Source organism: Halovenus marina, assembly GCF_051414115.1.
Taxonomy (GTDB): domain Archaea; phylum Halobacteriota; class Halobacteria; order Halobacteriales; family Haloarculaceae; genus Halovenus; species Halovenus marina.
In genome coordinates this window covers 2,138,091-2,160,475 of sequence record NZ_JBLKNZ010000001.1, presented here as the reverse complement: position 1 = coordinate 2,160,475, position 22,385 = coordinate 2,138,091, and the positions used below count along the sequence as shown (strand labels likewise).

Here is a 22,385-nt window from a genome sequence, read left to right as displayed (position 1 = left end):
CGGTGACTGTCAGTCCGACACAGCGCCCACTCAGATCACGCCGTGATGCTCGTAGAACTCTCTGATGTCGTCGTCGACGAGCAACGGTTCGTGGACCTGAAAGACATCGGGATCCGGAAAACTGTTCCCCTCGATGATTTTGAACTCACCGGGTCCGGTCACGAGAAGATCCCATCCGACGTGGCTAAACGCCGTCGTCTCCTCGGCGATTTCCCGGATCCGCTCTCGGATCTGCTTCCATTCCGGAACCATCACCCCGACGATAGCCGCGCCCGTGTCGGGGTGTGTCTCGTACCAGGTCGGCTCTCCACCTTTTGCGGGTTCCGCTGCGGCGCTTAGCTCACCGGTCTCCATGTCGATAGCTGCCGACATGCCGCCCTGCGAGAAGCTATCGAGGCCGCCCGTCCGCTCGGACCCAATCCTGTGCACTGCTCGCACAACGAGGATATCGTCGGTCTCTGTCCGGAGTGTCAGCACTCGTATCGTGTTTGCCGCATGCGGAAAGATCCGCTCCGCATAGTCGGCCTGTTCGCAGTACTCGGTCACCAGATACTTCGCTCGATCAGCGCTCGTCCGCTCTAGGTCGACCAGCAGGCAGTCGGTGCCGTCAGCGTCTGTATCGACGTCGTTGACCGTGCAGATGTGAACGTTGTTTCCCGCTGCGCCGGTGCGGCGTTTGACTACGGCCCGGTCGTGGTCTCTCAGAACGTCCCGAAGCGTCGAATAGCGGTCGCTCGTGAACTGTCCGTTCGTGATCTGTCCGTAGACGGTCGGCAGCATCGGTCCGAAGCCACAGTCACGAAGGTAGGCGTCGAACTTTGCTTTGTCATCGAGGCGGTCGGGTCTGTCGTTCGTAAACTTCGCGTGCCGTCTCGACACGTCATCGAGATACTGGCTAGCTGGACGGTCACTGCAGTCAAGGCCGTATAGCTGATACAGGTCGGTCGTGAGTCCGTGTCGGAACGCCTCGATCCGTTCCGCGAGCGATAGCGTGGATGGCTGATCGAGGCGGACTGCATCGAGAAACACTGCTCGGCGCGCTCGAAAGCGGGTCCCGAGCGGCTTGGGAAGTGCGAAGTCGACCACCGCAAAGCAGAAGCTCCCGAGACCACGCTCGGCAATATAGTGCCGGGAGCGGTCAACGAGCTCTGTCAGCGGTGACATTCTCTGGATGAGTTCTCCGCTCTCTCAGATAAGAAAGCACAGGCTACCACCGCTCAAAACGATGTACCTCGCTGGCAGGAGGCCGAAACGGAGCGTGACTGAACGTATCAAGAGACTACTAATGAGTCACCCTGTCCGTTTCCCTACATCTATGCGTTCACGTCTGCAGGTCGGTGCTTCGCACCCGAAGTTGGTTGCGCCATATCTCAGACGGCGGGCAAGGATGACACGCGCGCTCGTCTCACACGGGCGGTATACGCTTGCTGGGTACTATCTTGCCGATCTGCTCACCGGAGGTGACCGATTTCGCTCGCACCTGGAGGCAAACGGTGGAGACCGATATTTCGACTGTGACGTGTTCGATTTTCAGCTACGGGTCGATCTTCTCGACGAGGGGCTCTCCCGGGATATTCTCATACACGGCTACAGAGAACCGGAAGCGACGGCCAGATACCGTGCTGAGTTGGAGCGCTTGGAGGCTGAACACGGCGGGCTGACGGTTGTCGACGTCGGGGCCAACATCGGCTACTTCGCACTCCTGTACCCAGCACAGCGCACGCAGGATGGCACTGTCATCGCGATAGAGCCACATCCGGAGAACATCTCACTGCTCCGTGAGAACGTCCATCTCAACGACTTCGAGGATATCGTCACGTGCCATCAGACTGCAATTGGTGCGGAGACACGTTCGACGACGCTGCAGGTTTCCAGGCACAGAAATCTGTGTACGACGACCGAGCGGGATACGATCCCGGGATACGTCGGGGACATCGAGGTGCCGGTGAAACGGCTCGACGACCTGCTCCTCGAAACTGGAACTGCACTCGACACCGTCGACGTGCTCCGGATGGACGTTCAGGGGTACGAGTACGACGTGTTCCGGGGGATGGGCGCGCTACTGGATGCCGGAACTGTCAAGCTAGCCTTTCTCGAGATCCATCCCGAGTATCTGCGCGAGCGTGGCGAGTACGACGCGTTTCTCACAGTACTTCAGGATGCAGGCTTCGAGGTTTCATTCGTTGCTGACGGGCGAACTGCGTTTCTCACTGCGGACAGCCCTTCCTACACGGACCGGCCGCTTGCTATCGATTCGTTCGACGAGTTGCGGGACGCCGAATTCACCGTCGAAGTGCTTCTCCGCAGGCAGTAGACCGCACAGCCAACGGGGACGGGCACTAGAGAACGTCGTGATACTCGTAAAATCGGACGACGCGGTCATCAGTCAGTAACGGCTCGTGGGTCTGGTTTATTACGTCGGGTGAACTGTTCGCTTCGACCACCTGAAAGGACCCGTCCGTGTCCGCCACGACCACGTCCCAGCCGATATACGGCGTCAACAGTGCGACGTATTCGGCCATATTGATTCAGCGAGGGAATCCCGCCCTTCCCGTGAGTGACGAGTGTTGCGACACCGGTCAGAACCGAGGAGCGAACAGGGCGGGAGGGAATCGCGTAAGCTCCGTGTGGCAATCCACCGACTACACCACGGCTGACTCCCCAATACTGTGCCGCTATATGAATGATTTTTATACCAGTTCAACTCAATATGGTAATTGTGGAGCTTCGACGTACTGCCGTCGTGAAACTCGACGTAGACGATAATGCTCACAAGCTTCTCCAAGAGACGATAGACCGCTTCAAACAGGCCACTCAGCTGGTTGCAGACGACGGCTGGAACGGAACTGAAGACGGCTATATTGTCACGTCGAAAACCGAGCTACACGACCGGACATACAGCGAAGTACGCGAAGCGACCAACGAACTCAACGCCGACCTTGTGTGTGCGGCGCGGAATCGAGCCGCCGACGCACTCGACTCCTGTGCCGAAAAACGCAAAGACGGGGAAAATCCCTCGAAACCACAGTTCACATCTGATTCGATCGTCTACAACCTCAACGCGATTACCTACTACGACGAGTACGCCACGCTTGCGACCGTGGACGGACGACGCCGAGTACGTCCTACCTGACAAGGACGTGCCACCGACAACCTACTTCTCTGCGGAGTGGGAGAAACGCGAGGCGACACTGCATCACCGTGACGGCGACTACTACCTCCATATTGCTGTCGTGAAAGAGACGGACACAGGGCCGGAAGATGCCGAGTACGGAACGGTACTCGGCGTAGACTTGAACGTGGACGGACATCTCGCCGTCACTTCGACTGGCGCGTTCATCGGGAACGCTGACTACCTCAACCACAAGCGGCGTGAATACGAGAAGCGGCGTGGACAGATGCAACGGACAGGCACACGGTCGGCACATCTAACGATGAAATCACTCGGTGGGCGATTCGCCAACTGGAGCGAAGACTACCTGCATCGTGTCTCGAAGACACTCGTCCATGAGGCTCTCGCCCACGACTGCACGCATATTGCGTTCGAGAAACTGAAACATATCTGCGAACGCATCTCGAACGCGAGCAAATTCCAGCAGTGGGCGTTCCGTCGCATCCAAGAGTACACCGAGTACAAAGCCGCCGAGTACGGGATTGCCGTCGAGAAAATCGCGCCACAGTACACCAGTCAACGGTGTAGTCACGTTGACTGTAGCTTTACCCACGAGGACAACCGCGACGGCGACGAGTTTTGCTGTCTCAAGTGCGACCGCGAGTACCACGCCGACTACAACGCCGCAAAGAACATCGCTCGGAAACTACTCCAGAACTGGCACAAGTCTGGTGCTGGAGGGGCAACCAGTTACCTTGCCCTGAAGTCGGGGACGTTGAATGTGAACGGCATCTTCACGCTTACCACTGTCTAGTGGTCAGAACGGGAGTCCACCGACAAGCTCCGCCGTTTACGGCGGAGAAGGTGACTTGTTATGATATCTGTACTCGGCCCGTACTGGCCCTGTCTCGCAGCATGTGGATCGCACAGCAGACTCCACTACTACTCAACTTCTGCCCCAAGAATGCGCTTGCAGCGGAATACGACCGTGTTAGTAACTACCTACCAAACTTGTCCGGGATCATACCTACCAGTAAAAACTACTTACCGGTGGGAAAATAGCTTCCAGAGGCGTCTGAGTACTTTGCATGTACCTGGATAGTATCTTTTATCCACGACCGGTCAGCTTACCCAGTAATATGACAGAACGGTTAATTAAGTAAGAGCCGATTACCCCAGTACAGAACCCCAGAGGTACCCGATAGAGCATGACTGACGACACTGATGGCAGCCGACGTGGAAATCGAACCGTACCGAGTGAGCAACCGCTGACAGCCGATTCCACGGAGGAGTGGAGCAGGGAGGACTGGGAATCGCTGGCAGGGGACCCGGACGTGTCCGCTGACCTGGGATACGAGTTCAGGGAGTGGGAACAGTTCGAAACGCTGGACGAGACGGAACAGGTGATGTTTCTCCCGACCGAGGAGGAAGAACTCAAAGACGCTGCGTTTATCGTCGCGGAACGTGAGGCCCACCTCGATCTGGAAAACCACTGCTGAACCGCAGGACTCCAGTCCGAACGACACAAGCCACCACGCTAGGCTTCGGTACGCTCGACCACGGCTTTGTGTTCCTGATACCGGTTTCGGATCGTCACCTCTGTCACCTGCGCGACGTCCGCGATGTCTGACTGTGTCACCTCAGAGTCACACTCGCGTGTTGCCAGATAGATCGCCGCTCCAGCCAGTCCGGTCGGAGACTTTCCTGAGTGCAGCCCTTCGGCCGCCGCCTGTTCGAGGATCGAACGTGCCCGTCGCTGCACGGGACGGCTCACGTCGAGTTTCGAGCAAAAGCGGGGGACAAACAGCTTCGGATCGACTGGCTTCATCTCCAGTTCCTGCTCGGCAGCGATCCGACGATACGTGCGGGCGATTTCCGTCCGGTCGACCCGCGCGACGCGTTCGATCTCGTCGAGGCTTCGGGGGATCTGCTCGTTCCGGCACGCGATATAGAGTGCGCTGGATGCGACGGCTTCGATCGACCGTCCCTGAATGAGGTCGTCCGAGAGCGCGTCGCGGTAGATGTGGGATGCCATCTCCCGGACCTGCTCGGGGACAGCCAGCGCGCTCGACATCCGGTTGATCTCACTGAGAGCGACCTGGAGATTGCGCTCACCGGACCGGCTGAGTCGCGCCCGCGTTTGCCAGGTTCGGAGCCGCCGCATCGTCTGTTTCTTTCGTGCTGATATCGGGCGGCCGTGCGCGTCGGTGTCTTTCCAGTGTATCTTCGTCGTCAGCCCTCTATCGTGGAGGAGTTCGGTCATCGGCGAACCAACTCTGGTCGTCTGTTCGGCGTCGCTGTGCGAAAAGGCCGACCAGCTCGATCCCGTCTCGACCAGGTTGTCGCTGAGAACACAGCCGCACTCTCGACACACGCGCTCACCGTGGACGTCGTCACGGTGGATCGAGTCGCCACCACACTCGGGACACACATCTGCCAGCGTGTCCCCCTTGGCGGCCGAGTCACGGGACGCGAACTCACCGCTCATCGCTGGATCGGTTTCCCGTGACGCTGCTCGGTCGTGAACACGCTGTATTCAGCACACCGGCCGAGCGGTCCGCGTCGCGTGGTTAGTCGGAAAGCCATACTGAATGCTGTGTGTGTTCCTGTATTGTTATATTGGGTGTACTTTCCCCGTTGGTGTTGTCTGACCACAGCGTCTGTTCGTCCCGCACCCGGCGTGGCCGATTCCTCGTCGACACCCGCCGACAGACTGGATGCGAGCGAGCAGACGCCGGTATCGATCCCAGCCTGTCCGGGCGACGCTGTCGTATCGCGCTCTAATCGACTCTTACTCGGACTAGTACTTGCTTACTGGTGTGAACTGAACTAAACGGACGGAACGGCTATACAGACAGCAGTTGATAACAAAAACGAGTGTTGGTGTATCGAACCAGCTAGTACCGTTGAACAACCACACATACGGTGACACGCGCCTGTCACCAAACAAAACCAGTACACAACAAATGGATATCGATTGGGACGAGATTGGATTCGTTATCAGCTCGAAATATCGTATTGTCGCTCTCAGACGCCTCGCAGTCGGCCCCGCGACACCCTCGCAGATCGCTTCCGACGAAAGCGTCGGAATCGCTCATATCTCACGTGCGTTGCAGGACCTTCGTGACCGAGAACTCGTTGACCTTCTCGTATCAGAAGAGAGGAAGAAAGGCAGAGTGTATGGGCTCACAGAGCGTGGTCGAGAGATCTGGGAGACGATCGATACCGAGAACCTTGCAAAGGATTGATATATTAGGATGTGAATACGGGCGGATTTCAGTCCGAACGACGGATCACCGTTCTGGCACTGCCATGACTCAGCTAAGTTTAATCGCACCAGGTGAAGAAAATACCTGCACTGATAGGCGACTCTGTGTGAGTCGATCAACCCCGAAACGACGCTCAGCAGTTCGCTCGCTGTGTAATGTCAGGTACATCAATAATAATTCACCTAAGCAAACAATACCGGGGTATTATAAGAGTGGAACGAAGATGGATGATACTCGAAAGAGTGCGTTCACCCACCCCAACAGAGGCGCGATGACTCTCGCAAAGCAACTCTCAGCACACACTGCTGAGAAACCAGGTCCTGCACGTACGATAGGAGGATCGATACTGATGCACGCCATCCCCCACAACATGATACAGCGCTACCGGAGTACACGCGGACAGAAGCAGCCACCACAGCACAGCATCCGGTTCCGAAACCGGTTGCAAGCGATACGAACAACAGCGCTGTTCGGGGCTGGGTTGAAGACAGCACAGCCCCAGTCACCGGACCGGCCCGATGAACAGGTGAGCCCCGACGAGTCCTCACAGTCAACGAGTGACGGGAGTGAGTCAGACGAGGAGGAGAGTGAGGACACGACAGCGGAACTCCCGCTCGACCAGGTGTTCGAGATACTGAAAAATAGCCGTCGCCGCGAAACCCTCCAGTACCTGAACGAGAACGACGGGACCGCGACGCTCAGCGAGGTCGCAGAGCATATCGCTGCCATCGAGAACGACACGACGGTGCGGGCTATCTCTTCTACCCAGCGAAAGCGCGTGTACGTCGGCCTGTATCAGTGTCACCTGCCGAAGATGGACGATGCAGGCGTTGTCAATTTCGACAAGGACCGGGGAACGATCGAACTTGGACCTGCGGCGAGTCAACTCGACCCGTATCTCGACGACACCGACGAGCAGAACTGGCACAAGATCTATCTCGGTAGCATCGTCGGTGGCACGGTGCTCTTTGGCCTCGGACAGGTCGTCGAGGTCGCATACGGAATGACAGCCACGGTCGTCCTCTTTGGACTCATCGCCTTCCTCACCGCGCTCGCACTCGTTCACGCACAGCACGACGGCGACCTTCTGTCGTAGACGCTCGAACGGAACAGTCGCTCGTCACGTCCGTTCCTCACAGACAGTCGCCTTCATCGTGTGGACTGGTGAGACTACGTTCCAGATTGTGAACGGCGGACTTGATGACGAGTTCGTGTGTTGACGACGGTGGCGGGGATCGAATCACCATCGAGGATGTCACGGATGTGGGGCATCTCGCTGAGTTCATCAACGAGAGTGGTTGTTTTCTTCACCTTGAGGCGGAACCGGACGAAACATCAAACCAGAATACGCCAATTCCATGAATAGCGACTCCAAAACCGTGCCGCAGCACGGCGAGCCAGCACCATAGCACGCTCACCGGATCGAAGAAGCCGTAACTTCGGGAGAGTTTCTATTTTCTTCCAGCTACTCACCTGTCGTATTCCTCAGCAGGGTTTCAACAAGACCTGCTATCTAAATAGATACACACTAAGGAACTGTAGTCACTTCCTAATGGGCTTCCCATCGGCTGTCGACATCGACTCAGACCCGCGCGTAACTGGCGAGTACATACGTCAGGTATCGAGTGACACCCGAACGGTGACACTCGTCGGCGTCGTCCACGACCATCCGGCGAGTACGTACCGCGCTCGACAGGTGGTCGAGGAACTCGACCCGGAAGTGCTCGCGTTGGAACTGCCGCCGATCTCAATCCCGCTGTTCAAACAGTACGCGAGCACCGACCGATGCCCGCCCGTTTTCGGCGGCGAGATGAGTGCGGCGATCCAGGTCGCCACGGGCACTACCGTCGGCATCGACCGGCCGACCGGTGGCTTCTTCCAACGGTTGGGACAGAATCTACTTCGCGAACGCCCATCGCTCCAGACGGTTCGAAATGTGGTCTCGGATGCCGTCAAAACAACGAAACACGCAATTATCTGCCGTGCTGCGGCGACCGTCGGCGCGCGCACCTCGGTCCGAGTGGAGGTCGACTCGCCGGTGTCGCACGACATCGACTGGACGGACGCACCCGACGACCAGGCACGCGACGAGCGAAAGCAGGTTCGTCGATCCCGATCGTTTCTGAATGCGTTTCGGACTGCGAGTCGCTCTCAGGCCTCCCGACTCGAAGATGTGGCCAGAGAGGAAGAGATGGCCGCTCGACTCCTACAGCTCCGCGAGGAAGGCGACATCGTCGCAGTGGTCGGTATAGAACATCTCGACTCGGTAGCCGAACGGCTGAACTCGGTGGATGAAGCGGCCTCGCCCGACGATGTCCGCGATCACTATCGTACCAATTGAGGCGATTTACACACCGATTGTACTGCTGTCGTGCGATGGGTGTCTCTGCTTTTCAAAGCTATTCTCGCTCGTGCAGACCGACGTTGCGGCGGATTGGAGCCGATGTCCACGTTATACTCCTCTCCGATACGATTCCTTTCTCTTCCTACAGTATCCCCCGGAATGCGGCCGTTTGTGACTATTCTGTACATATCCGAACATTTCGAGCGATACCCATGTGCGAATAGCTGTACTGGTGTAACACGGATCTACCGCTCTCCCGTTTCGGATATCATCTTTATAACTACACTCACACGAGCAATACTTCTGGGTGTAATGGAACGAGACCACATTACTGATGACGACGAAGGCAAAGCGGTAGTCGACTCTCACGGGCAAAAGATCGGTATGGTCACGGAGGTCAAATCCGGCACTGCGTACGTAGATGCGGATCCGGGACTCGCTGATACCATTCGCTCGAAACTCGGCTGGGGGGACGCCGACCAGGACGATTATGCCCTTGAGGAGAACCGTATTCACACAGTAACTGACGACGAGATTCGACTCAAAGACGATTTTTAGTCGGGACCCACGCACCAGAGCGTGGACCGCTCTTTTATAAGCGAGAGGGTGAGACAACGTGGAACAGTCCATCTCTTTCTCCAGAGAGCGAACCTGTAGATGACTCTGCAGTACTGAGAGTCCCGATCAAATACCCGACTCCCAGGCGGTAGTTGATCAATATCGCCTCTACGAAACTAAGTTCAATACAGGAGTTCCCCAAGAAAAATTGGAGTTGTGTGTAAAGTCCTCGGATATTGAGGTGGTACTTTTATATTTGTTTTTCACTTAATCAAAAAAATTCATGCTGAAAAGGAAGAGGGGTTTATCCCCGTACGAAACAACTGAAAGACATGGCCAGTATGCCGAAACAGGCAACAACTCCCCGGCTTGAAGGAGATGTCCCCTCGAAGGGGACACTCTTTTGTCCGAACTGCAGTCACCAGAGTCAATATGACGGTGACTGGACTGTTGTCACGAGCGGGCAGGGTTCCCGCTCACTTTGTCCAGACTGTGGAACAGAAATCACATCTCGGTCATCACCGGAAACTGGCCGTTCACTGTTCTACAACCATGTCCTCTGGCAGATGTGGGGAACCAATATTCAGTTGCTGCAAAAACTGTTCTGGGTGTAGACGATACCTCTTTGCGAGATGGCTTGTGGCTACCCTGTATCGACCGATTTGACAGCGTCGATTCCGGCCACCTTCGGAGACCAGATCACGCCTTCTTTCCGACATCGTCTAAGCTGAGTACAAGAATAGGTTCGAAAGCGCGTGCTGAATACAGAGCGAATATTCCTCACAGGGTTGCCCAAGACGATCCGAGCGGGAATGACGACTGCTCTCTTATCGGTTTGCAGTGGTAACAACTCACAAACTATAAGTCAGTGATCTGTAGATTTGGTGAGAGTCAATTATGTCCACCAGTGACCGCGGTACAGTCAAGATCGTAGAAGTGATGGGCGAATCCGAAGAGTCGTGGGAAGATGCGGCACAGCAAGCAATCACCGATACCGGTCAAACCATAGACGGAATCAGCGGAATCGATATCGTCAGTCAGACCGCAGAGGTAGAAAACGACGAAATTGTCCAGTACCGTACGACAGTTCACCTCTCATTCCCAGTTCAACGCTAAATCTGTACCGGCAGACAGAGGTGAACAGATCCTACCCCGAGGATAGCAGCCCCCCGTTCTCAGAGGCGCTGAATCCGGTGAGAGTCTTGAACGGTTCACTTGGATTCGTCGCAAGTCGGTAAGGTCAGCGTAAGTTGCCCATCTCCGGCATGCGAGGCACCCGATGCTGGCTCACGAAACGATCTGGGCCGCCAGAAGGACCAGCGGAAGCAACAGCAGACGACAAAATGGTACGTTCACGTCTACCTGCAAACCGAAGACCTGGCGGTACTGCTGAATAACGAAATCGTATTACCAACAACTGCGATAACCCGGAATTCAAAAGACCGACGATACCGGTCGACAACCTGTCATTTAGAATCACTCGCTCCCGCACGAACAGTTGAATGCATCATCCATTGAGCCACCAGCCATAGAGACGCTCTTGTTCTCGGCTGTCAGGATGCTTCTTCGATCGCCCGTAGGTTTTCCCCTTGAGTATTTGACGCTCAACTTTGTTTGCGGCCAGTCTGGGTGCGTGGGAGGCACCATACCCCTCCCCATCGGCTGTGAAATAGCCACGGTCAGTCACCAGTCGGATTCGCGCCAGCACCAGCGGCACACCCCGGGATCTTTCTTTGTGTTCCTAGAGTTCGATGCTGGCTTTGATCACACTCATCTCACCATACTTTGAGGTCATCTTCTCAATTACTGTGCAGACCTCATCATACTCCATACCGTCCAGCAGGTCGAGCCCGAACACCTGCACGGCATTCCGGTCATCCTGTTCCCAAGTGAGTGACACGAGAACGTCTGTTTTCGTGATAACGCCAATCGGTTCATCACTGCCATCTGCGAGAACCACCAGCGAGGAAACCTCTCGGCCGAACATCGTTTCGACAACTTCGTCGAGAGATGCGCTTCGTCGAATCGTGACGACGATATCGGACATCAGGTTCTGCACCGGCAGATCGAGCATGCGATCGACTGGCCCTCGCGCGCTCCGAGACCACCGTGACGCCCACTGCCACCTCGGCCCCCAAAATTCCCTGATGAGCCACCCTGACTCTTGGTTCCACCCCGCGTCGTGAATCCGATGACGTCGAACAGGCTCACCATCCCGATGACTTCGCCATCATCGATGACCGGCAGATGTGCGATTTGACTTTCTCGGAGTGTGTTGAGGGCTTTACCGATCGTCGTTTCGGGAGTCGCGCTGATCAGCTTTTCTGTGTATGCATCTGCGACCGTGACAGCACTGAGGAATGTTTGCACTGCCTTGAGCACACTGTCGCCGGACACGATACCGACGACACGCCCATCTACCAGCACAGGAAGCGTTTTGGCACCGCTACCTATCATGAGCCGCGCGACCTCGCGGACGTCTGCGGTTCGAGCGACAGTCGGGACGCGCTGTACCCGTGACCCGACTTTTGCCGACGGTTGGTTGGACGATGAGGCTAACTGTCGGCGACTAACGACGCCACGGTACTCGTCACCGTCTGTGACAACGACGGCGTCAAGTTCCTGATTTTCGAACGCTCCAGCGACTTTGGACAGTGGTGTGCCACTATCGAACTCGGCGAACTTCGGTGAGAGGATTTCTGAGATGTTCCTGTCTGATTAAGAATCGGGGTGGGACGGTATTGGGCAATGAAGGCTGTTATTTTGTCTCATTCGGAGTGTTACACGCTTTCGTTGAGAGTGCATACGTAGTGTTTATCAATAGTGATCCAGCGTGTCGTGGTTTCGTTCTGCGGATCGAAGATCGTTATCTCGGCTGGAGCGTCTTCGTCGTCGAACGCCCAGAAAAGGTGACTGCTAGAGCGTTCTGCAGGATGTGGTTTGTAGTCGTGTGTTTGCATGGATGGAACAGGTATCGGATGATCGACACGAGTGCACGCTGGACATTCAGCGAACGCTTTCGTCTGCCCGGTCGCAGTCCGATATTCAATCAGTGTCTGGCTTGGGGATAGTACTTCTCCACAGGCCGGACATCGACCAACGGGTGGTCGCGTCGTCATGAGTGCTCTCTGACCGTTTGGCCCGAAGCCAGTTCTGTGTTTGACAGACAGTCATGACATCCGTATACGTCGTCTTGGTTATTACCGAAGACGCGGATAAATCGGGTTGTTACGAACGCCCCGCAGCTTTTGCATTCTGGCATTAGTACAGTCGGTGTGGAGCAGTCCCGTGGTGTCGTGTCCGGCGTTATCGACGCCGTCCGCGTTCCTCGCGGTCCTGGTGTCGTTCGTTCGCCTGTCCGATGTCTTCGGAAGAGATGTTCTTCCGGCCGCGACGGCGGGCTCGACGGGCTGCTGCTTCCGCGACTTCGGCGGTTTCTTCAGCTGCAGCCTCGCGGAGTGTTTCAGCAGCGTCGTCGTCAGGTTCGACCTCCTCGTCAGCGGCTTCCGAGAGGACGGCTTTCGCTTTCTTGGAATCAACTGCGTTTCGCGCCTTCTGTCGTGTCTTGCGTCGTGGTCGGTCTGTATTTCGTGCCATTTCTGAAATACTCGTATAGGGTGAGTATGACGACAGTGGAGTGTGTTCTACATCAAATGGCGACATTTTCACGATACCCAGTGTTTTGATTAACTTGGTAACTAGTCCCGTAGTCCCAACACAGACAGGGGATGTCGCTGTCGGAACCGACACCTCGGCAGTCATGCGGCAACACGACAGAAGGAGTCCTGATCAGTACGAGATTCCGAAGGAAATGAGGGGGATCACCGAGCGCAGCTGGGGGAGTCTACAGGATGAACGTGACAATAGCAAGGACGACGAAGATGATGACGAGCCATTTGGCGATATCCATACTGAGTCCGGCGACCCCCCGGGCGCCGAGCACCGCTGCGACAATTGCGAGTAGCAAAAAGAGGACTGCAAGCTCAATAAAGCCACCGCCTCCGACGGACTGCAGCGGCACAGCTTCGACTGGGACGGCACTGTCTAGAACACTGTGTGGAGCTATCATAGCGTACCTACGTCTCCCGAGTGTGTTAACCTGCAACATATTTACTCCAATTCTGGTTTTGATTAACCGAGTAATTCCATTCGAGTGCTAGTGGTTCACCCGGTTAATCAGGACAGAGACCCATTCGGAAATTCGGGGCTACTATGCCTCCACCAGCCGTATTCGTTCGTGACAGATGATCGATCCCATCTATAGCTCTGCGATGTCGCAACCGGAACCTGCTGTTGCAGACATCGAGGCAACACTCGAACGGATCGAACGGTGCGTCAAGGACATCAGCCTCGGGTTCGAGCAGTGGAACGACCCCTACGCCCGTGGACCCGGACTGTATTTCGTCGTCGAACGGAATCCTATAACCGAATTTGCGACTCCGATGGGGACGAACCGCTGGCCGGTTGAAAACTGTGCGACTGTTTTTGCTGAGATCGATGTGCTTCTTGAGACTGTACAACATGTTGCGTTGTCCTGCGATGGTGCAATCGTCGTTCACAACGACGGCACGATCGAGGAGGAAATGGTCCGAGTCAAGCAGCTCTCGCCAGCCGAATGCCGACGACACGACGATCTTCCCTATCGTGGGTGGATGGGTGCCCGTCACATGAGCGCGCTGGAAACCTCGACCCGCAAAGAAGTCATCGCAGCGATCACCCTGAGCGAAGAAGACGGACGAGTAACGGTCTTTAATAACGGCACATTCGAGGATTCTCTAGCGACGTCCCTGGTGAGTGATTGACCAACGGAGGTGAATCTATTCATAATCGTCGCTGATCGACTCGAGTTTGCACCAGTCGTCGGTGAACCCCTCACCGGGTTGGTGCTAGACCCCTCGATTCTCGGCTTCGTTGCTCCGACGGCCACGGCTCTTGTCGTCCCAGTTCCCGATCGGCTGGCATGGAAGTTGACCTTCAGACGGTACGCCACTACGTTCGGTCGACGATAACACTCGCTGTTGGAGCCTCTATCGTCCCGTTCCTGTTGGGTCGCTCTAGGATAGGCTCTTCCCGCGAGGTTCCTCGTTACTCCCGAGCAGCGATTGCCGTTCGCGCTGTTCCTGGCGACAGCGCTGAGCATCTCGGCGGTCCCCGTCGCCGTGCGTGTACTCACCGATCTCTCATTCTCGACGAATGCAGACTCCAGAAGAGCCGCTAATTTTGTTTTGATTATCTGGGTGAAATTCGGACACGTTTTGATTGCCGACCACTACACTGTAGTATGGAGTACGAGATTGGATCGGACGAGTCAGTAAGTACAGCAGTGGTGTGTGCGGTGAGTGCCGTCGAAGGTGTCGATCAACGCTCGCTTCGGCCGCTTGCGGACGTCCTCGATCCCGATGCGCTAGATGCTCTGTTCGATTCGCGCGGTGACGGCACCTCTCGAACAGGCGGGCGTCTCCCGTTCATCTACAGCAAGTGCTGCGTCACGGTTGATAACGGCGAGTACCTCACGCTACACCCGATCGACCCTCGAATCCGTGAGGAGCGCGGTCCCGATGTCGTCGCCAGGGACATCCAGTAACGGCTCAGCTGCGAACATCCTCCGAGGACTCACACGGTGGGATCACGCTTGGTCAGGAGCCCTTGTGACATGAGTCGACGGGCGATCACGACCAGACCGTTTCCGAATCCCTCGCCGAAAATCGCTTGTTCCGCTTTCGTCTCCGGCATGATCGAGCTCACGAGAATCGTCGAGCGATCGATCAGTAACAGACGGCCGATTGCGGTCTCGTCTTCGGTGGCGTCCTCGCCATGTAACCACTCTAACCCAGAGATGAACGTCGTGGCATCTGGCACGGCCGTTTGAATTTGCTCTTGCAGCGGTTTAGTTACCGCACCGATGAGCAACTCGACGCTGTCCCCGATCCCGTTAAGGGTGGCGATGAGATCCTCAGTCAACAGCGACTCGTCGCCGATGACGAGTACGATCTCCTCAGTTGCCGTCTCGATGAGTTCTTCTGTCCGGTTTTCGATTCCGACGTTCCCGGCCATTGCCCACACTTGCTGGATTGGCTCCTCGTCGCCTTCTTCGACGATTTCGACCGTATCGAGGGCGTCGTGAAGGCGCTCGACACGGGCTTCATATTGATCGCGCAGTGTCTCAGTCGCTTCATCCAGCGGAACCGCGCGAAACTGCTGTGGACTTGAATGATGGATTTGAACTAGTCCCTGTGCTTCCAGCATCCGGATCGCGTCGTACACTCGCGTCCGGGGCACTTCGGTCATCTCGCTGAGTTTCTTTGCTGTGCCTGTCTCTAACTGTGACAAGCCAACGAAACACCGTGCCTCGTACTCCTTTAATCCGAGTTGCTGGAGCACTTCGATGGCTTCTTCTACGTTTTCGGATGTATTCATTATGTCCCAACCGCTCTATCTGAACGGAGCTTGATTGTCAATTGGCCAGAGATACGTATATGAATTGTCACTCCCATCATAACGCAGAGATCACTTCTGTCGGTTGGAACTCCGAAACGCGGAGTCAAACTGTCTGATACGCAAAGAGCGCGTAGACGGTTGTGATTCTACGAGCGACAACTCCTCTGTGAGTGTCGAGATGGACAGAAACCGAACGAGAGCAACCTGTCACTACTTCACCCGTTTACTAACAACAACTATCGTTCTGAACGTACCTACCATGTCTGTCCCTCTGTTGGAAGATAATCGTCGGGGAGCGCGTCACGCTGAGTTTCTAGTGCTGTGAGTACGGGTTCGACGACCTCGAAATCATCCCCTGTTGTCACGGTACCCGTGTCTCGTTTCCATTCGATGAGGTCATTCTCTTCCAGAAAGGGGAGATGAACATGACGGAGTTGGATAGCCTTCTCTTGTGCATCGCCATCACCGGAGAACGGATGGACATACTCATCATCGCAGAGTGAGACCAGTATTTGTCGGCGACGACCGTTCGATAGTGCACGCATGATCTCATCAAAATCGTTCATCTTCCGAAAAGATGAGACATGCTACCGTTTTAAACGACCATATTTTCACCGCATCCTGTGTTGTGATTATACGAGTTACGAACCAGGAGGCGGAACCTCCTACTGAGATGCGCTCCATATGTAATAGCGGCTGGTAAATCTATTAGTGCTACTGACTTCACCGGATCACGTTATTCCTCCGATGCGCGGCGTCACGACTCGCATCGAACAAGGAGTACTGCTCGATTGATCCTCTCCCGTGTCTCCGAGTCAGAGAACGCAAATCCGAGCCACCGACACGACTCGTTACGAGTTCTACCCGAGTTCAGTAGGAGTCCTCTGACTGGGATTCGAACCTGATGCCAGACGTGCTCACTTCGCTGCGCGCGTCTGCCGTGATTCGAACCCCGGTCGTGCGCGCTTCGCTCACTCGCAAACCTCGTTCGCTGTAGTGCTCCGACTGGGATTCGAACCCAGGTCATCGCCTCGAGAGGGCAATATGATTGGCCGGACTACACTATCGGAGCCCTGCGTTGTCGGGTACTCCTGAGAACGGTTTAACGATTGCGCTTTGGAACCTCCGTGTGACTGAGACCGTTGGGGACTCGTAGCACACGGACTCGAACAGGTCTCTCACTCCTCGAACGGCGAGCCTGCAGCGTCCGGTTCTTCGCCCGCGAGGCTGATGATGTTCTCACGCCCGACCCGGAGCTTGCTGATCAGTTCCTCTTCTTCCATCTCGCTGAGGAGCATGCTCACCTTCGATTTCGACCACTCCGTCTCCTCGACGATATCGACCTGTTTCATACGACCGCCGTTCTGTTCGAGCAACTGGAGGACTCGATCCTCGTCAGCGACGAGTTCCGGGTCGACCGTCTCCGCAGCAGGTTCGCTCGTCTCGCTTCTCGGCTGTGAGAGCGGTGCCGTCTCTGTGGTCTCTGTTCTGGTTCGAGTCGCTGCGTACCAGGTAACTCCGCCACCAATTCCGACGAGCAACACGGCTGCCACGGCCATCATCACCATGTCGGTTCCACTGCCGTTTGCCGTCTCCCCGTCGCCCGCAGAATCGCCAGCGCCGTCGTCCGTCTGGCTGTCGTCGGACGTGCCACTATCTTCTGTCTGTCCGTCAGCTGTCCCGTCGTCCGATGTTCCGCCGTCGGACGTACCGTCACTCCCCGATTCGTCGTCCGGTTCGAAAGCGACACGAGGTCGCCGGTCGGTGAACTCCGCTGGCCCCTCGTAGGTAATCGAGGTTGCTTCGGCAAGCGTCACACTCTCCAGCCCGGAATCTGGCTGGGGCGCGGGTGAGGCGGCAAATCTCAGTCGCTCACCGGGCTGAACGACGACGCGCTGACTGTCGAGGATGGACCACCCTCCGGCGAAAATGTCGGCAAGGACGACGCGGTCGCTGTCCTGGTCGGTCACGGCGATGTTCGTCCAGCGAAACGACATCACGATGACGCCGGTCCGCTGTCCACGTTCGTCGACGAACGCCTCCCGCTCGAACGCCTCGGCGGTCATCTCCCGGCCGGTTGCGGAGCTACCGCTTTCAGTGAGGCGATTTGCCCGCTCGCGAAACGTCTGGAACGTGTCCGTCTGTTCGGTCTCGAACCGCTGAGCGAACGTCTCGAAGTCCTCGACTTCCGTGTCGGTTTCGAGCGGGCGGATCTGTCTGATCGCCCAGCGTCCGTCGCCGTTCTCGAAGACGGTAATCTCGAAGGAGGTGTCGGTGAAGTTCTCCATCTGCCACGTCGACTCGGTGACTGCGCCCGAATCGCCGGAAGCGCTGGGGTCGCCTCCGAGCGGGCCCCCGGCAACTCCGCCGAGGGTGCCCGTCAGGAGAAACAGAGTAACAAATCCCACAACTATCCGGCGCATCTAGTCGGATCAACCCGAGGACAGAATAAAAATACTGTGACTGTCACGCTGATTATCCTTTGCTGTCCCGTGGTCGAATTCCGGTTCGCCCGCAAGATACTCTATCGGCCCGCCTGTTGTACCGAATATGTCAGCAGAGACTGCTCGTCGAGGGTCAGCGAAGGGCCCGGGTGTCGTGAGACCGGGGATCCGCTGTGGACTGGAGATGCTGCTCGTCGGCGCACTCGTCGTCCTCGTTGGACTCCCTGCGGAAAACGCGATGTATCGTGGAGCCGTGTTCGGCCTCGCGCTCGTCTCGATGGTCGTCGTGCTGTTCTGGGCGCTCGACCGACAGATGCGGGCCTGGTTAGCGATACTCCGTGCGGAGACCGACCAGTCCGAAATCGACTGACGTATCGGGTACCATTAAGTGTGATTCGGACAAACAGACAGATGCTATGGAACTTACCTGGCACGGCCACTCGACATGGCACGTTTCCGTCAACGGCACCGACCTGTTGATCGATCCCTTCTTCGACAACCCCCATACGGATCTGGAACCCAGCGACGTCGACGCCCCCGATTATCTCCTGCTCACGCATGCGCATGCAGACCACATCGCCCACGCCGCCGAGTTCGCGGACTCGGCCGTCGTCTGTGGCACGCCCGAGATTACCGGCTACGTCGACGACGAGCACGACGTCCAGGATGCGATCGGTATGAACATCGGCGGAACTGTCGAGTGTGGCGACGCCTACGTCACGATGGTACAGGCGATGCACACCAACGGTATCAACACTGACTACGACATGGATGCTGGCGTCCCCGCGGGATACGTGATCAGCGACACGAAACCGACCCAGATCGAAGACGCGGATTCGACGACGTTCTATCACGCGGGCGATACGGGGCTGATGACCGAGATGCGCGACGTCATCGCGCCGTTTCTCGAACCCGATGCCGCCGCACTTCCGGCGGGCGACCACTTCACGATGGGGCCACAGCAGGCCGCAATCGCCGCCGACTGGCTCGACGTCGAGTACGCGTTCCCGATGCACTACGATACGTTCCCGCCCATCGAAATCGACACCGACGACTTCGAGCGTGAGGTCGCTGGCAACGCGCCCGGCACCGAAGCGGTCGTTCTCGACGGCGACGAGACGTTCACGCTCTAGCGGTTCCGGGCCGTCTGTCAATCCACAGCATTTTATCGGCGGCAGGCGTTTGTCGAGTGATGCCAGACATCGAAACTGAAACCACGAGTACCGAGGGTTTCGCGACAACGAGCAACATCGGCGACTGGGACCTGACGGTCGACGCGACCGGAGAGACGGGGCCAGACCCCAATCAGGTGCTGGTCGCAGACTACGCCGCCTGTTTCATCCCCGCATTCCGCGTCGGCGCCGAGCGCGCCGGGTACGACGATGTCGGGAAAGTGAAGATCGATGCCGGAGCAGATCTCGACGAAAACGACGACCTGGAAGCCATCGATTTCGAGCTGTTCGTCGAGGAAGCCCTCGGCGACGACGCCAGCGACATCCTGCTGCGCGCCGAGCGCATCTGCCACGTCCACGCCGCGCTGCGTGAGGAACTCCAGGCGGAGGTCACCGTCCGAGACGGCGTCGACTTCTGAACGACCTCACTCGACGCCGGTGATCTCGAAGCGCGCGCCGTCGTCAGCGCTTTCTGTCACTTCGATCTCCCAGCCGTGAGCGGTGACTACCTGGTCGACGATTCGGAGTCCGAACCCGATCCCCTCCGTTGCGGTCGAGTACCCGGCGTCGAACACGTCGTCTCGCTTTTCCGGCGGAATTCCGGGCCCGTCGTCGGCGACGTAGAAGCCGGAATCGAGTTGCCCGACTGTGACGGTGACCTGCTGGTCGCCGTGTTCGATAGCGTTTCTGAACAGATTTTCGAGCGCCTGCGTGAGTCGGTCCACGTCGGTATCGACTGTCCCCAGTTCGGCATCTTCGACATCGAGTGTGGCGCCCTCGGCGTCGTCACCGACGACCTGCCAGGCACTCTCCACCACCTCGCACAGCGAAGCGGCTTCGGTCGTCCCGATGTCCTTCCCCTCGCGAGCGAGCCACAGCACGTCACCGACGATGTCCTCCATGCGGTCGACCGCGTCCTGAATCGCGCCGATGTGTGGGCTGTCACACTCGTCTTGCAACAGGTCAAGTCGGAGGTCGGCGACGTTCAGCGGGTTCCGGATGTCGTGTGAGACGACGCTCGCGAACTCGTCGAGGCGGTCACGCTCGCGCTGGAGTTCCTGCTTTCGCTCTTTGCGTTCGGTGATGTCGCTCGCAACGCCGAAGACGGCGACCGGCTGATCGGTGTCAGACCGCGTCCCCGTGTCGTACACCGGCGATTTCGTCGTGAGAAACGTTCGCTGCTCTCCCTGCGCCATGATTCGCTCTTCCATCTGGAGTGGTTCGCCCGTCTCGATGACTGCACGGTCGTTCGCTCGCATCTCCTCTGTCATCTCCGCCGGATGCAACTCGTGGTCGAACCGCCCGACGACGGTCTCTCCGCCCAGACCGAAAAGCTCCCGGTACTCCTCGTTGACGAGGATGTACCTCCCCTCGTCGCTTTTCATGAACATCGGCGCAGTCGTGTTTTCGAGGATCGCCTTCAGTCGTCGCTTCATCACTTCGAGTTCGCGCTCGCGCGTTCGCTGGGCGGTGATGTCCCGACTGGAGATGATCAGCGACACGACTTCCCCGTCGTCCAGCACCGGTTTGAACATCCCCTCGACGATGTACTCCTCGTCGTCCGGCCGAACGAGACTGGTCTCGAACTCGACGTATTCGCCACTGGCCGCTCGGTCGACCCACTCTCTTACGTCCGCCTGTTGCGTCTCGGAATGGTCGAACCACGGCGTCTCCCAGAACAGCTCGCCGGTCACATCCTCGCGAGCAGCGTCGATGTACTCCATCGCTGTCTGGTTGATGTCGAGTACCGTCCCGTCGGTATCGACGAGTCCGACGAGGATGTTCGGGTCGTCGAAGATGGCCTGATAGCGCCGTTCTTTCTGTCGCAGCGTTCGCTTGCGCTCTTTTTCCTCGGTAACGTCACGGGCGACGCCGACTGCGTGATCGGTGCCCGTTTCCGTGGCTCTTTCGACGGAGACGACATCGCGAACCCACCGGATGCGACCACATTCCGGGTTCGTTCGGTACTCGATTTCGCCGCTGTCGCGGTCACCGTCGACCAGTTGCTGGTAGAACTTCCGAAACTCCGCTCTGTCCGCTGGATGCACCGCGTAGTCACTGTACGCCTCCAGCGTGGGCAGTTCGTCGGGTGGTGTCTCGAAGAACTCCTCGAACGCCCCGTCTCGGATCACCTTCTTCGTGTCGAGGTCGACATCGAAGATGACCGAGTCTGTGTGTTCGAGCGCGAGTTGCATCCGGTCTCTCGTCTGTTCGAGTTCGCGTGCCCGATGGCGTCGGTCGGTCACGTCGACCGCGAACCCGAGGACAGCCTTCGTCTCGGGGATATCGAGCGCGTGTGGGAGCATTCGCGGTCTGAACACGCGCTCTCGTCCCTTGGCGTCCGTGACTTCGACCGCTGGAATCTGCGTTTGTGCGTCGCTGTCAAGTACCGTATTGAGGTGGCCCATGAACTGTTCGGCGGCCGAGGGATCGAGCATTTCGGTGACGTGCGCCCCCTCGATAGCTTCGATCGACGTGTCGTGCAACGATGCGAGTGCCTCGTTCGCGAGCAGATACCGCCCCTCCCCGGACACAACGTAGACCGGATGCGGGAATCCGTCGACGATCTCGCGGAGACGCTGTTCGCTTCGCTCGATCATCTGCCGAGAGCGGTGGTGGTCGATAGCGTTCGAGATGCGGTTTGCCAGCACCGTGTACTGGTCAGCCCCACCCTCCTTCTGGAGGTAGTCGGTGACGCCAGCGGAGATTGCGTCGCTTGCGACCTCTTCCGACCCCTTGCCGGTGAACAGAATGAACGGGAGGTCGGGATACTGCTCGCGAACAGCTTCGAGAAGCTCGATGCCGTTCATCTCCGGCATGTCGTAGTCCGAAATCACGCAGTCGAAGTCGCTTGCTGCGAGTCGATCCAGCCCCGCGCTCGCGCTCGTCGTAGTTTCGACCGCGAAGCGCTCGTCCTCGCGTTCGAGAAAGGTCTCGGTCAGGTCGGTAAATTCGGGCTGGTCGTCGACGTGGAGTACACGGACCGTCTCGGCGACGGTCCCTGCAAGCGGCGAGAGCGGATTCATCCGTCTGGACCTCCGTGCGCGA

Annotated in this window: 24 protein-coding genes, 1 tRNA gene and 2 pseudogenes; 14 read left to right on the top strand and 13 right to left on the bottom strand. The window is 57.4% G+C overall.

What is annotated here, in order from left to right; genetic code table 11:
* Positions 1-30 precede the first annotated feature (30 nt).
* Positions 31-1,164 carry a sugar-transfer associated ATP-grasp domain-containing protein gene (locus tag ACMGFL_RS11105; RefSeq protein ID WP_436935604.1) on the bottom strand — a complete coding sequence of 378 codons (1,134 nt, stop codon included), beginning with the start codon at positions 1,162-1,164 and terminating at the stop codon, positions 31-33.
* A gap of 223 nt (positions 1,165-1,387) precedes the next feature.
* Here ACMGFL_RS11105 and ACMGFL_RS11100 point away from each other — a divergent pair, with 223 nt between their 5' ends.
* Positions 1,388-2,314, top strand: a complete 927-nt coding sequence (locus tag ACMGFL_RS11100; RefSeq protein ID WP_436935603.1) for an FkbM family methyltransferase — start codon at positions 1,388-1,390, stop codon at positions 2,312-2,314.
* Positions 2,315-2,339: 25 nt separating this feature from the next.
* Here ACMGFL_RS11100 and ACMGFL_RS11095 read toward each other — a convergent pair whose 3' ends face one another.
* A complete protein-coding gene (locus tag ACMGFL_RS11095; protein ID WP_436935602.1) occupies positions 2,340-2,522 on the bottom strand; it encodes a hypothetical protein in 183 nt (60 codons plus the stop codon).
* A gap of 188 nt (positions 2,523-2,710) precedes the next feature.
* Here ACMGFL_RS11095 and ACMGFL_RS11090 point away from each other — a divergent pair.
* Together ACMGFL_RS11090 and ACMGFL_RS11085 are read left to right on the top strand one after the other, a co-directional pair.
* Positions 2,711-3,926, top strand: a pseudogene (locus tag ACMGFL_RS11090) (RNA-guided endonuclease InsQ/TnpB family protein).
* Between the two features lie 394 nt (positions 3,927-4,320).
* A complete protein-coding gene (locus ACMGFL_RS11085; RefSeq protein WP_436935601.1) occupies positions 4,321-4,611 on the top strand; it encodes a hypothetical protein in 291 nt (96 codons plus the stop codon).
* A 38-nt stretch (positions 4,612-4,649) separates the two neighbouring features.
* On the opposite strand, the gene ACMGFL_RS11080 is transcribed toward ACMGFL_RS11085, so the two are convergent.
* Entirely contained in the window at positions 4,650-5,600 is a 951-nt protein-coding gene (locus ACMGFL_RS11080; protein WP_436935600.1) for a transcription initiation factor IIB, read from the bottom strand.
* Positions 5,601-6,078: 478 nt separating this feature from the next.
* Between ACMGFL_RS11080 and ACMGFL_RS11075 the strand changes: the two genes are divergently transcribed.
* The 6 genes from ACMGFL_RS11075 to ACMGFL_RS11055 all read left to right on the top strand — a co-directional run bounded on the left by ACMGFL_RS11075 (position 6,079) and on the right by ACMGFL_RS11055 (position 10,399).
* Positions 6,079-6,360 (top strand): ArsR family transcriptional regulator, encoded by a 282-nt coding sequence (locus tag ACMGFL_RS11075; protein ID WP_436935599.1) that lies wholly within the window; start codon positions 6,079-6,081, stop codon positions 6,358-6,360.
* Positions 6,361-6,730: 370 nt separating this feature from the next.
* The gene (locus ACMGFL_RS11070; RefSeq protein WP_436935598.1) at positions 6,731-7,477 is read left to right on the top strand and encodes a DUF7344 domain-containing protein; all 747 of its coding nucleotides are present in this window, start codon (positions 6,731-6,733) and stop codon (positions 7,475-7,477) included.
* Between the two features lie 456 nt (positions 7,478-7,933).
* Complete coding sequence (locus ACMGFL_RS11065) at positions 7,934-8,722, top strand: hypothetical protein (RefSeq protein WP_436935597.1); 789 nt, start codon at positions 7,934-7,936, stop codon at positions 8,720-8,722.
* A 315-nt stretch (positions 8,723-9,037) separates the two neighbouring features.
* On the top strand, positions 9,038-9,283 hold the full coding sequence (locus tag ACMGFL_RS11060; protein ID WP_436935596.1) for a DUF8593 domain-containing protein: 246 nt from the start codon (positions 9,038-9,040) through the stop codon (positions 9,281-9,283).
* A gap of 332 nt (positions 9,284-9,615) precedes the next feature.
* Entirely contained in the window at positions 9,616-9,897 is a 282-nt protein-coding gene (locus ACMGFL_RS15930) for a DUF8106 domain-containing protein (protein ID WP_495849331.1), read from the top strand.
* Positions 9,898-10,180: 283 nt separating this feature from the next.
* Positions 10,181-10,399 (top strand): dodecin family protein, encoded by a 219-nt coding sequence (locus ACMGFL_RS11055; protein ID WP_436935595.1) that lies wholly within the window; start codon positions 10,181-10,183, stop codon positions 10,397-10,399.
* Positions 10,400-10,790: 391 nt separating this feature from the next.
* Here the strand turns inward: ACMGFL_RS11055 and ACMGFL_RS11050 are convergent.
* The 5 genes and pseudogenes from ACMGFL_RS11050 to ACMGFL_RS11030 form a co-directional block, all read right to left on the bottom strand.
* Positions 10,791-11,989, bottom strand: a pseudogene (locus tag ACMGFL_RS11050) (CBS domain-containing protein).
* A gap of 74 nt (positions 11,990-12,063) precedes the next feature.
* Positions 12,064-12,402, bottom strand: a complete 339-nt coding sequence (locus tag ACMGFL_RS11045; protein ID WP_436935594.1) for a DUF7837 family putative zinc-binding protein — start codon at positions 12,400-12,402, stop codon at positions 12,064-12,066.
* Positions 12,399-12,545, bottom strand: coding sequence for a DUF7563 family protein (locus ACMGFL_RS11040; RefSeq protein ID WP_436935593.1), 147 nt, complete (start codon positions 12,543-12,545; stop codon positions 12,399-12,401). Before ACMGFL_RS11040 ends, ACMGFL_RS11045 begins: the two co-directional genes overlap by 4 nt.
* 44 nt (positions 12,546-12,589) lie before the next feature.
* Positions 12,590-12,880 (bottom strand): histone-like protein, encoded by a 291-nt coding sequence (locus tag ACMGFL_RS11035; protein WP_436935592.1) that lies wholly within the window; start codon positions 12,878-12,880, stop codon positions 12,590-12,592.
* A gap of 247 nt (positions 12,881-13,127) precedes the next feature.
* Positions 13,128-13,352 carry a DUF1328 family protein gene (locus tag ACMGFL_RS11030; protein ID WP_436935591.1) on the bottom strand — a complete coding sequence of 75 codons (225 nt, stop codon included), beginning with the start codon at positions 13,350-13,352 and terminating at the stop codon, positions 13,128-13,130.
* A 175-nt stretch (positions 13,353-13,527) separates the two neighbouring features.
* Here ACMGFL_RS11030 and ACMGFL_RS11025 point away from each other — a divergent pair, with 175 nt between their 5' ends.
* Positions 13,528-14,085: a diadenylate cyclase gene (locus ACMGFL_RS11025; protein WP_436935590.1), complete on the top strand. Its 558-nt coding sequence runs from the start codon at positions 13,528-13,530 to the stop codon at positions 14,083-14,085.
* Between the two features lie 479 nt (positions 14,086-14,564).
* Positions 14,565-14,867, top strand: a complete 303-nt coding sequence (locus ACMGFL_RS11020) for a HalOD1 output domain-containing protein (RefSeq protein ID WP_436935589.1) — start codon at positions 14,565-14,567, stop codon at positions 14,865-14,867.
* Between the two features lie 29 nt (positions 14,868-14,896).
* Here ACMGFL_RS11020 and ACMGFL_RS11015 read toward each other — a convergent pair whose 3' ends face one another.
* The 4 genes from ACMGFL_RS11015 to ACMGFL_RS11000 form a co-directional block, all read right to left on the bottom strand.
* On the bottom strand, positions 14,897-15,700 hold the full coding sequence (locus tag ACMGFL_RS11015) for a TrmB family transcriptional regulator (RefSeq protein ID WP_436935588.1): 804 nt from the start codon (positions 15,698-15,700) through the stop codon (positions 14,897-14,899).
* Positions 15,701-15,975: 275 nt separating this feature from the next.
* A complete protein-coding gene (locus ACMGFL_RS11010; protein WP_436935587.1) occupies positions 15,976-16,287 on the bottom strand; it encodes an ArsR family transcriptional regulator in 312 nt (103 codons plus the stop codon).
* 431 nt (positions 16,288-16,718) lie between these two features.
* Positions 16,719-16,793 (bottom strand) — tRNA-Glu (locus ACMGFL_RS11005).
* Positions 16,794-16,899: 106 nt separating this feature from the next.
* Entirely contained in the window at positions 16,900-18,144 is a 1,245-nt protein-coding gene (locus tag ACMGFL_RS11000) for a helix-turn-helix transcriptional regulator (protein WP_436935586.1), read from the bottom strand.
* 127 nt (positions 18,145-18,271) lie between these two features.
* Here ACMGFL_RS11000 and ACMGFL_RS10995 point away from each other — a divergent pair, with 127 nt between their 5' ends.
* From ACMGFL_RS10995 to ACMGFL_RS10985, 3 genes are read left to right on the top strand one after another with little or no spacing between them, the layout of a single operon-like run.
* Positions 18,272-18,535: a hypothetical protein gene (locus tag ACMGFL_RS10995; RefSeq protein ID WP_436935585.1), complete on the top strand. Its 264-nt coding sequence runs from the start codon at positions 18,272-18,274 to the stop codon at positions 18,533-18,535.
* A gap of 46 nt (positions 18,536-18,581) precedes the next feature.
* Positions 18,582-19,298 (top strand): metal-dependent hydrolase, encoded by a 717-nt coding sequence (locus tag ACMGFL_RS10990; protein WP_436935584.1) that lies wholly within the window; start codon positions 18,582-18,584, stop codon positions 19,296-19,298.
* A gap of 59 nt (positions 19,299-19,357) precedes the next feature.
* Positions 19,358-19,756, top strand: coding sequence for an OsmC family protein (locus ACMGFL_RS10985; RefSeq protein WP_436935583.1), 399 nt, complete (start codon positions 19,358-19,360; stop codon positions 19,754-19,756).
* Positions 19,757-19,762: 6 nt separating this feature from the next.
* Here ACMGFL_RS10985 and ACMGFL_RS10980 read toward each other — a convergent pair whose 3' ends face one another.
* Complete coding sequence (locus tag ACMGFL_RS10980; RefSeq protein WP_436935582.1) at positions 19,763-22,363, bottom strand: PAS domain-containing protein; 2,601 nt, start codon at positions 22,361-22,363, stop codon at positions 19,763-19,765.
* Between the last annotated feature and the right edge of the window lie 22 nt (positions 22,364-22,385).

Excerpts from the sequence above, each read along its gene's own strand:
- ACMGFL_RS11035 (WP_436935592.1), bottom strand. The coding sequence starts at position 12,880 with ATGGCACGAAATACAGACCGACCACGACGCAAGACACGACAGAAGGCG.
- ACMGFL_RS10995 (WP_436935585.1), top strand. The coding sequence starts at position 18,272 with ATGTCAGCAGAGACTGCTCGTCGAGGGTCAGCGAAGGGCCCGGGTGTC.
- ACMGFL_RS11060 (WP_436935596.1), top strand. The coding sequence starts at position 9,038 with ATGGAACGAGACCACATTACTGATGACGACGAAGGCAAAGCGGTAGTC.
- ACMGFL_RS11045 (WP_436935594.1), bottom strand. The coding sequence starts at position 12,402 with ATGACGACGCGACCACCCGTTGGTCGATGTCCGGCCTGTGGAGAAGTA.
- ACMGFL_RS11100 (WP_436935603.1), top strand. The coding sequence starts at position 1,388 with ATGACACGCGCGCTCGTCTCACACGGGCGGTATACGCTTGCTGGGTAC.
- ACMGFL_RS11070 (WP_436935598.1), top strand. The coding sequence starts at position 6,731 with ATGCACGCCATCCCCCACAACATGATACAGCGCTACCGGAGTACACGC.
- ACMGFL_RS11080 (WP_436935600.1), bottom strand. The coding sequence starts at position 5,600 with ATGAGCGGTGAGTTCGCGTCCCGTGACTCGGCCGCCAAGGGGGACACG.
- ACMGFL_RS11095 (WP_436935602.1), bottom strand. The coding sequence starts at position 2,522 with ATGGCCGAATACGTCGCACTGTTGACGCCGTATATCGGCTGGGACGTG.
- ACMGFL_RS10985 (WP_436935583.1), top strand. The coding sequence starts at position 19,358 with ATGCCAGACATCGAAACTGAAACCACGAGTACCGAGGGTTTCGCGACA.
- ACMGFL_RS11085 (WP_436935601.1), top strand. The coding sequence starts at position 4,321 with ATGACTGACGACACTGATGGCAGCCGACGTGGAAATCGAACCGTACCG.
- ACMGFL_RS11000 (WP_436935586.1), bottom strand. The coding sequence starts at position 18,144 with ATGCGCCGGATAGTTGTGGGATTTGTTACTCTGTTTCTCCTGACGGGC.
- ACMGFL_RS10990 (WP_436935584.1), top strand. The coding sequence starts at position 18,582 with ATGGAACTTACCTGGCACGGCCACTCGACATGGCACGTTTCCGTCAAC.
- ACMGFL_RS11105 (WP_436935604.1), bottom strand. The coding sequence starts at position 1,164 with ATGTCACCGCTGACAGAGCTCGTTGACCGCTCCCGGCACTATATTGCC.
- ACMGFL_RS11025 (WP_436935590.1), top strand. The coding sequence starts at position 13,528 with ATGATCGATCCCATCTATAGCTCTGCGATGTCGCAACCGGAACCTGCT.
- ACMGFL_RS11010 (WP_436935587.1), bottom strand. The coding sequence starts at position 16,287 with ATGAACGATTTTGATGAGATCATGCGTGCACTATCGAACGGTCGTCGC.
- ACMGFL_RS11065 (WP_436935597.1), top strand. The coding sequence starts at position 7,934 with ATGGGCTTCCCATCGGCTGTCGACATCGACTCAGACCCGCGCGTAACT.
- ACMGFL_RS11015 (WP_436935588.1), bottom strand. The coding sequence starts at position 15,700 with ATGAATACATCCGAAAACGTAGAAGAAGCCATCGAAGTGCTCCAGCAA.
- ACMGFL_RS10980 (WP_436935582.1), bottom strand. The coding sequence starts at position 22,363 with ATGAATCCGCTCTCGCCGCTTGCAGGGACCGTCGCCGAGACGGTCCGT.
- ACMGFL_RS15930 (WP_495849331.1), top strand. The coding sequence starts at position 9,616 with ATGGCCAGTATGCCGAAACAGGCAACAACTCCCCGGCTTGAAGGAGAT.
- ACMGFL_RS11040 (WP_436935593.1), bottom strand. The coding sequence starts at position 12,545 with ATGCCAGAATGCAAAAGCTGCGGGGCGTTCGTAACAACCCGATTTATC.
- ACMGFL_RS11020 (WP_436935589.1), top strand. The coding sequence starts at position 14,565 with ATGGAGTACGAGATTGGATCGGACGAGTCAGTAAGTACAGCAGTGGTG.
- ACMGFL_RS11030 (WP_436935591.1), bottom strand. The coding sequence starts at position 13,352 with ATGATAGCTCCACACAGTGTTCTAGACAGTGCCGTCCCAGTCGAAGCT.
- ACMGFL_RS11055 (WP_436935595.1), top strand. The coding sequence starts at position 10,181 with ATGTCCACCAGTGACCGCGGTACAGTCAAGATCGTAGAAGTGATGGGC.
- ACMGFL_RS11075 (WP_436935599.1), top strand. The coding sequence starts at position 6,079 with ATGGATATCGATTGGGACGAGATTGGATTCGTTATCAGCTCGAAATAT.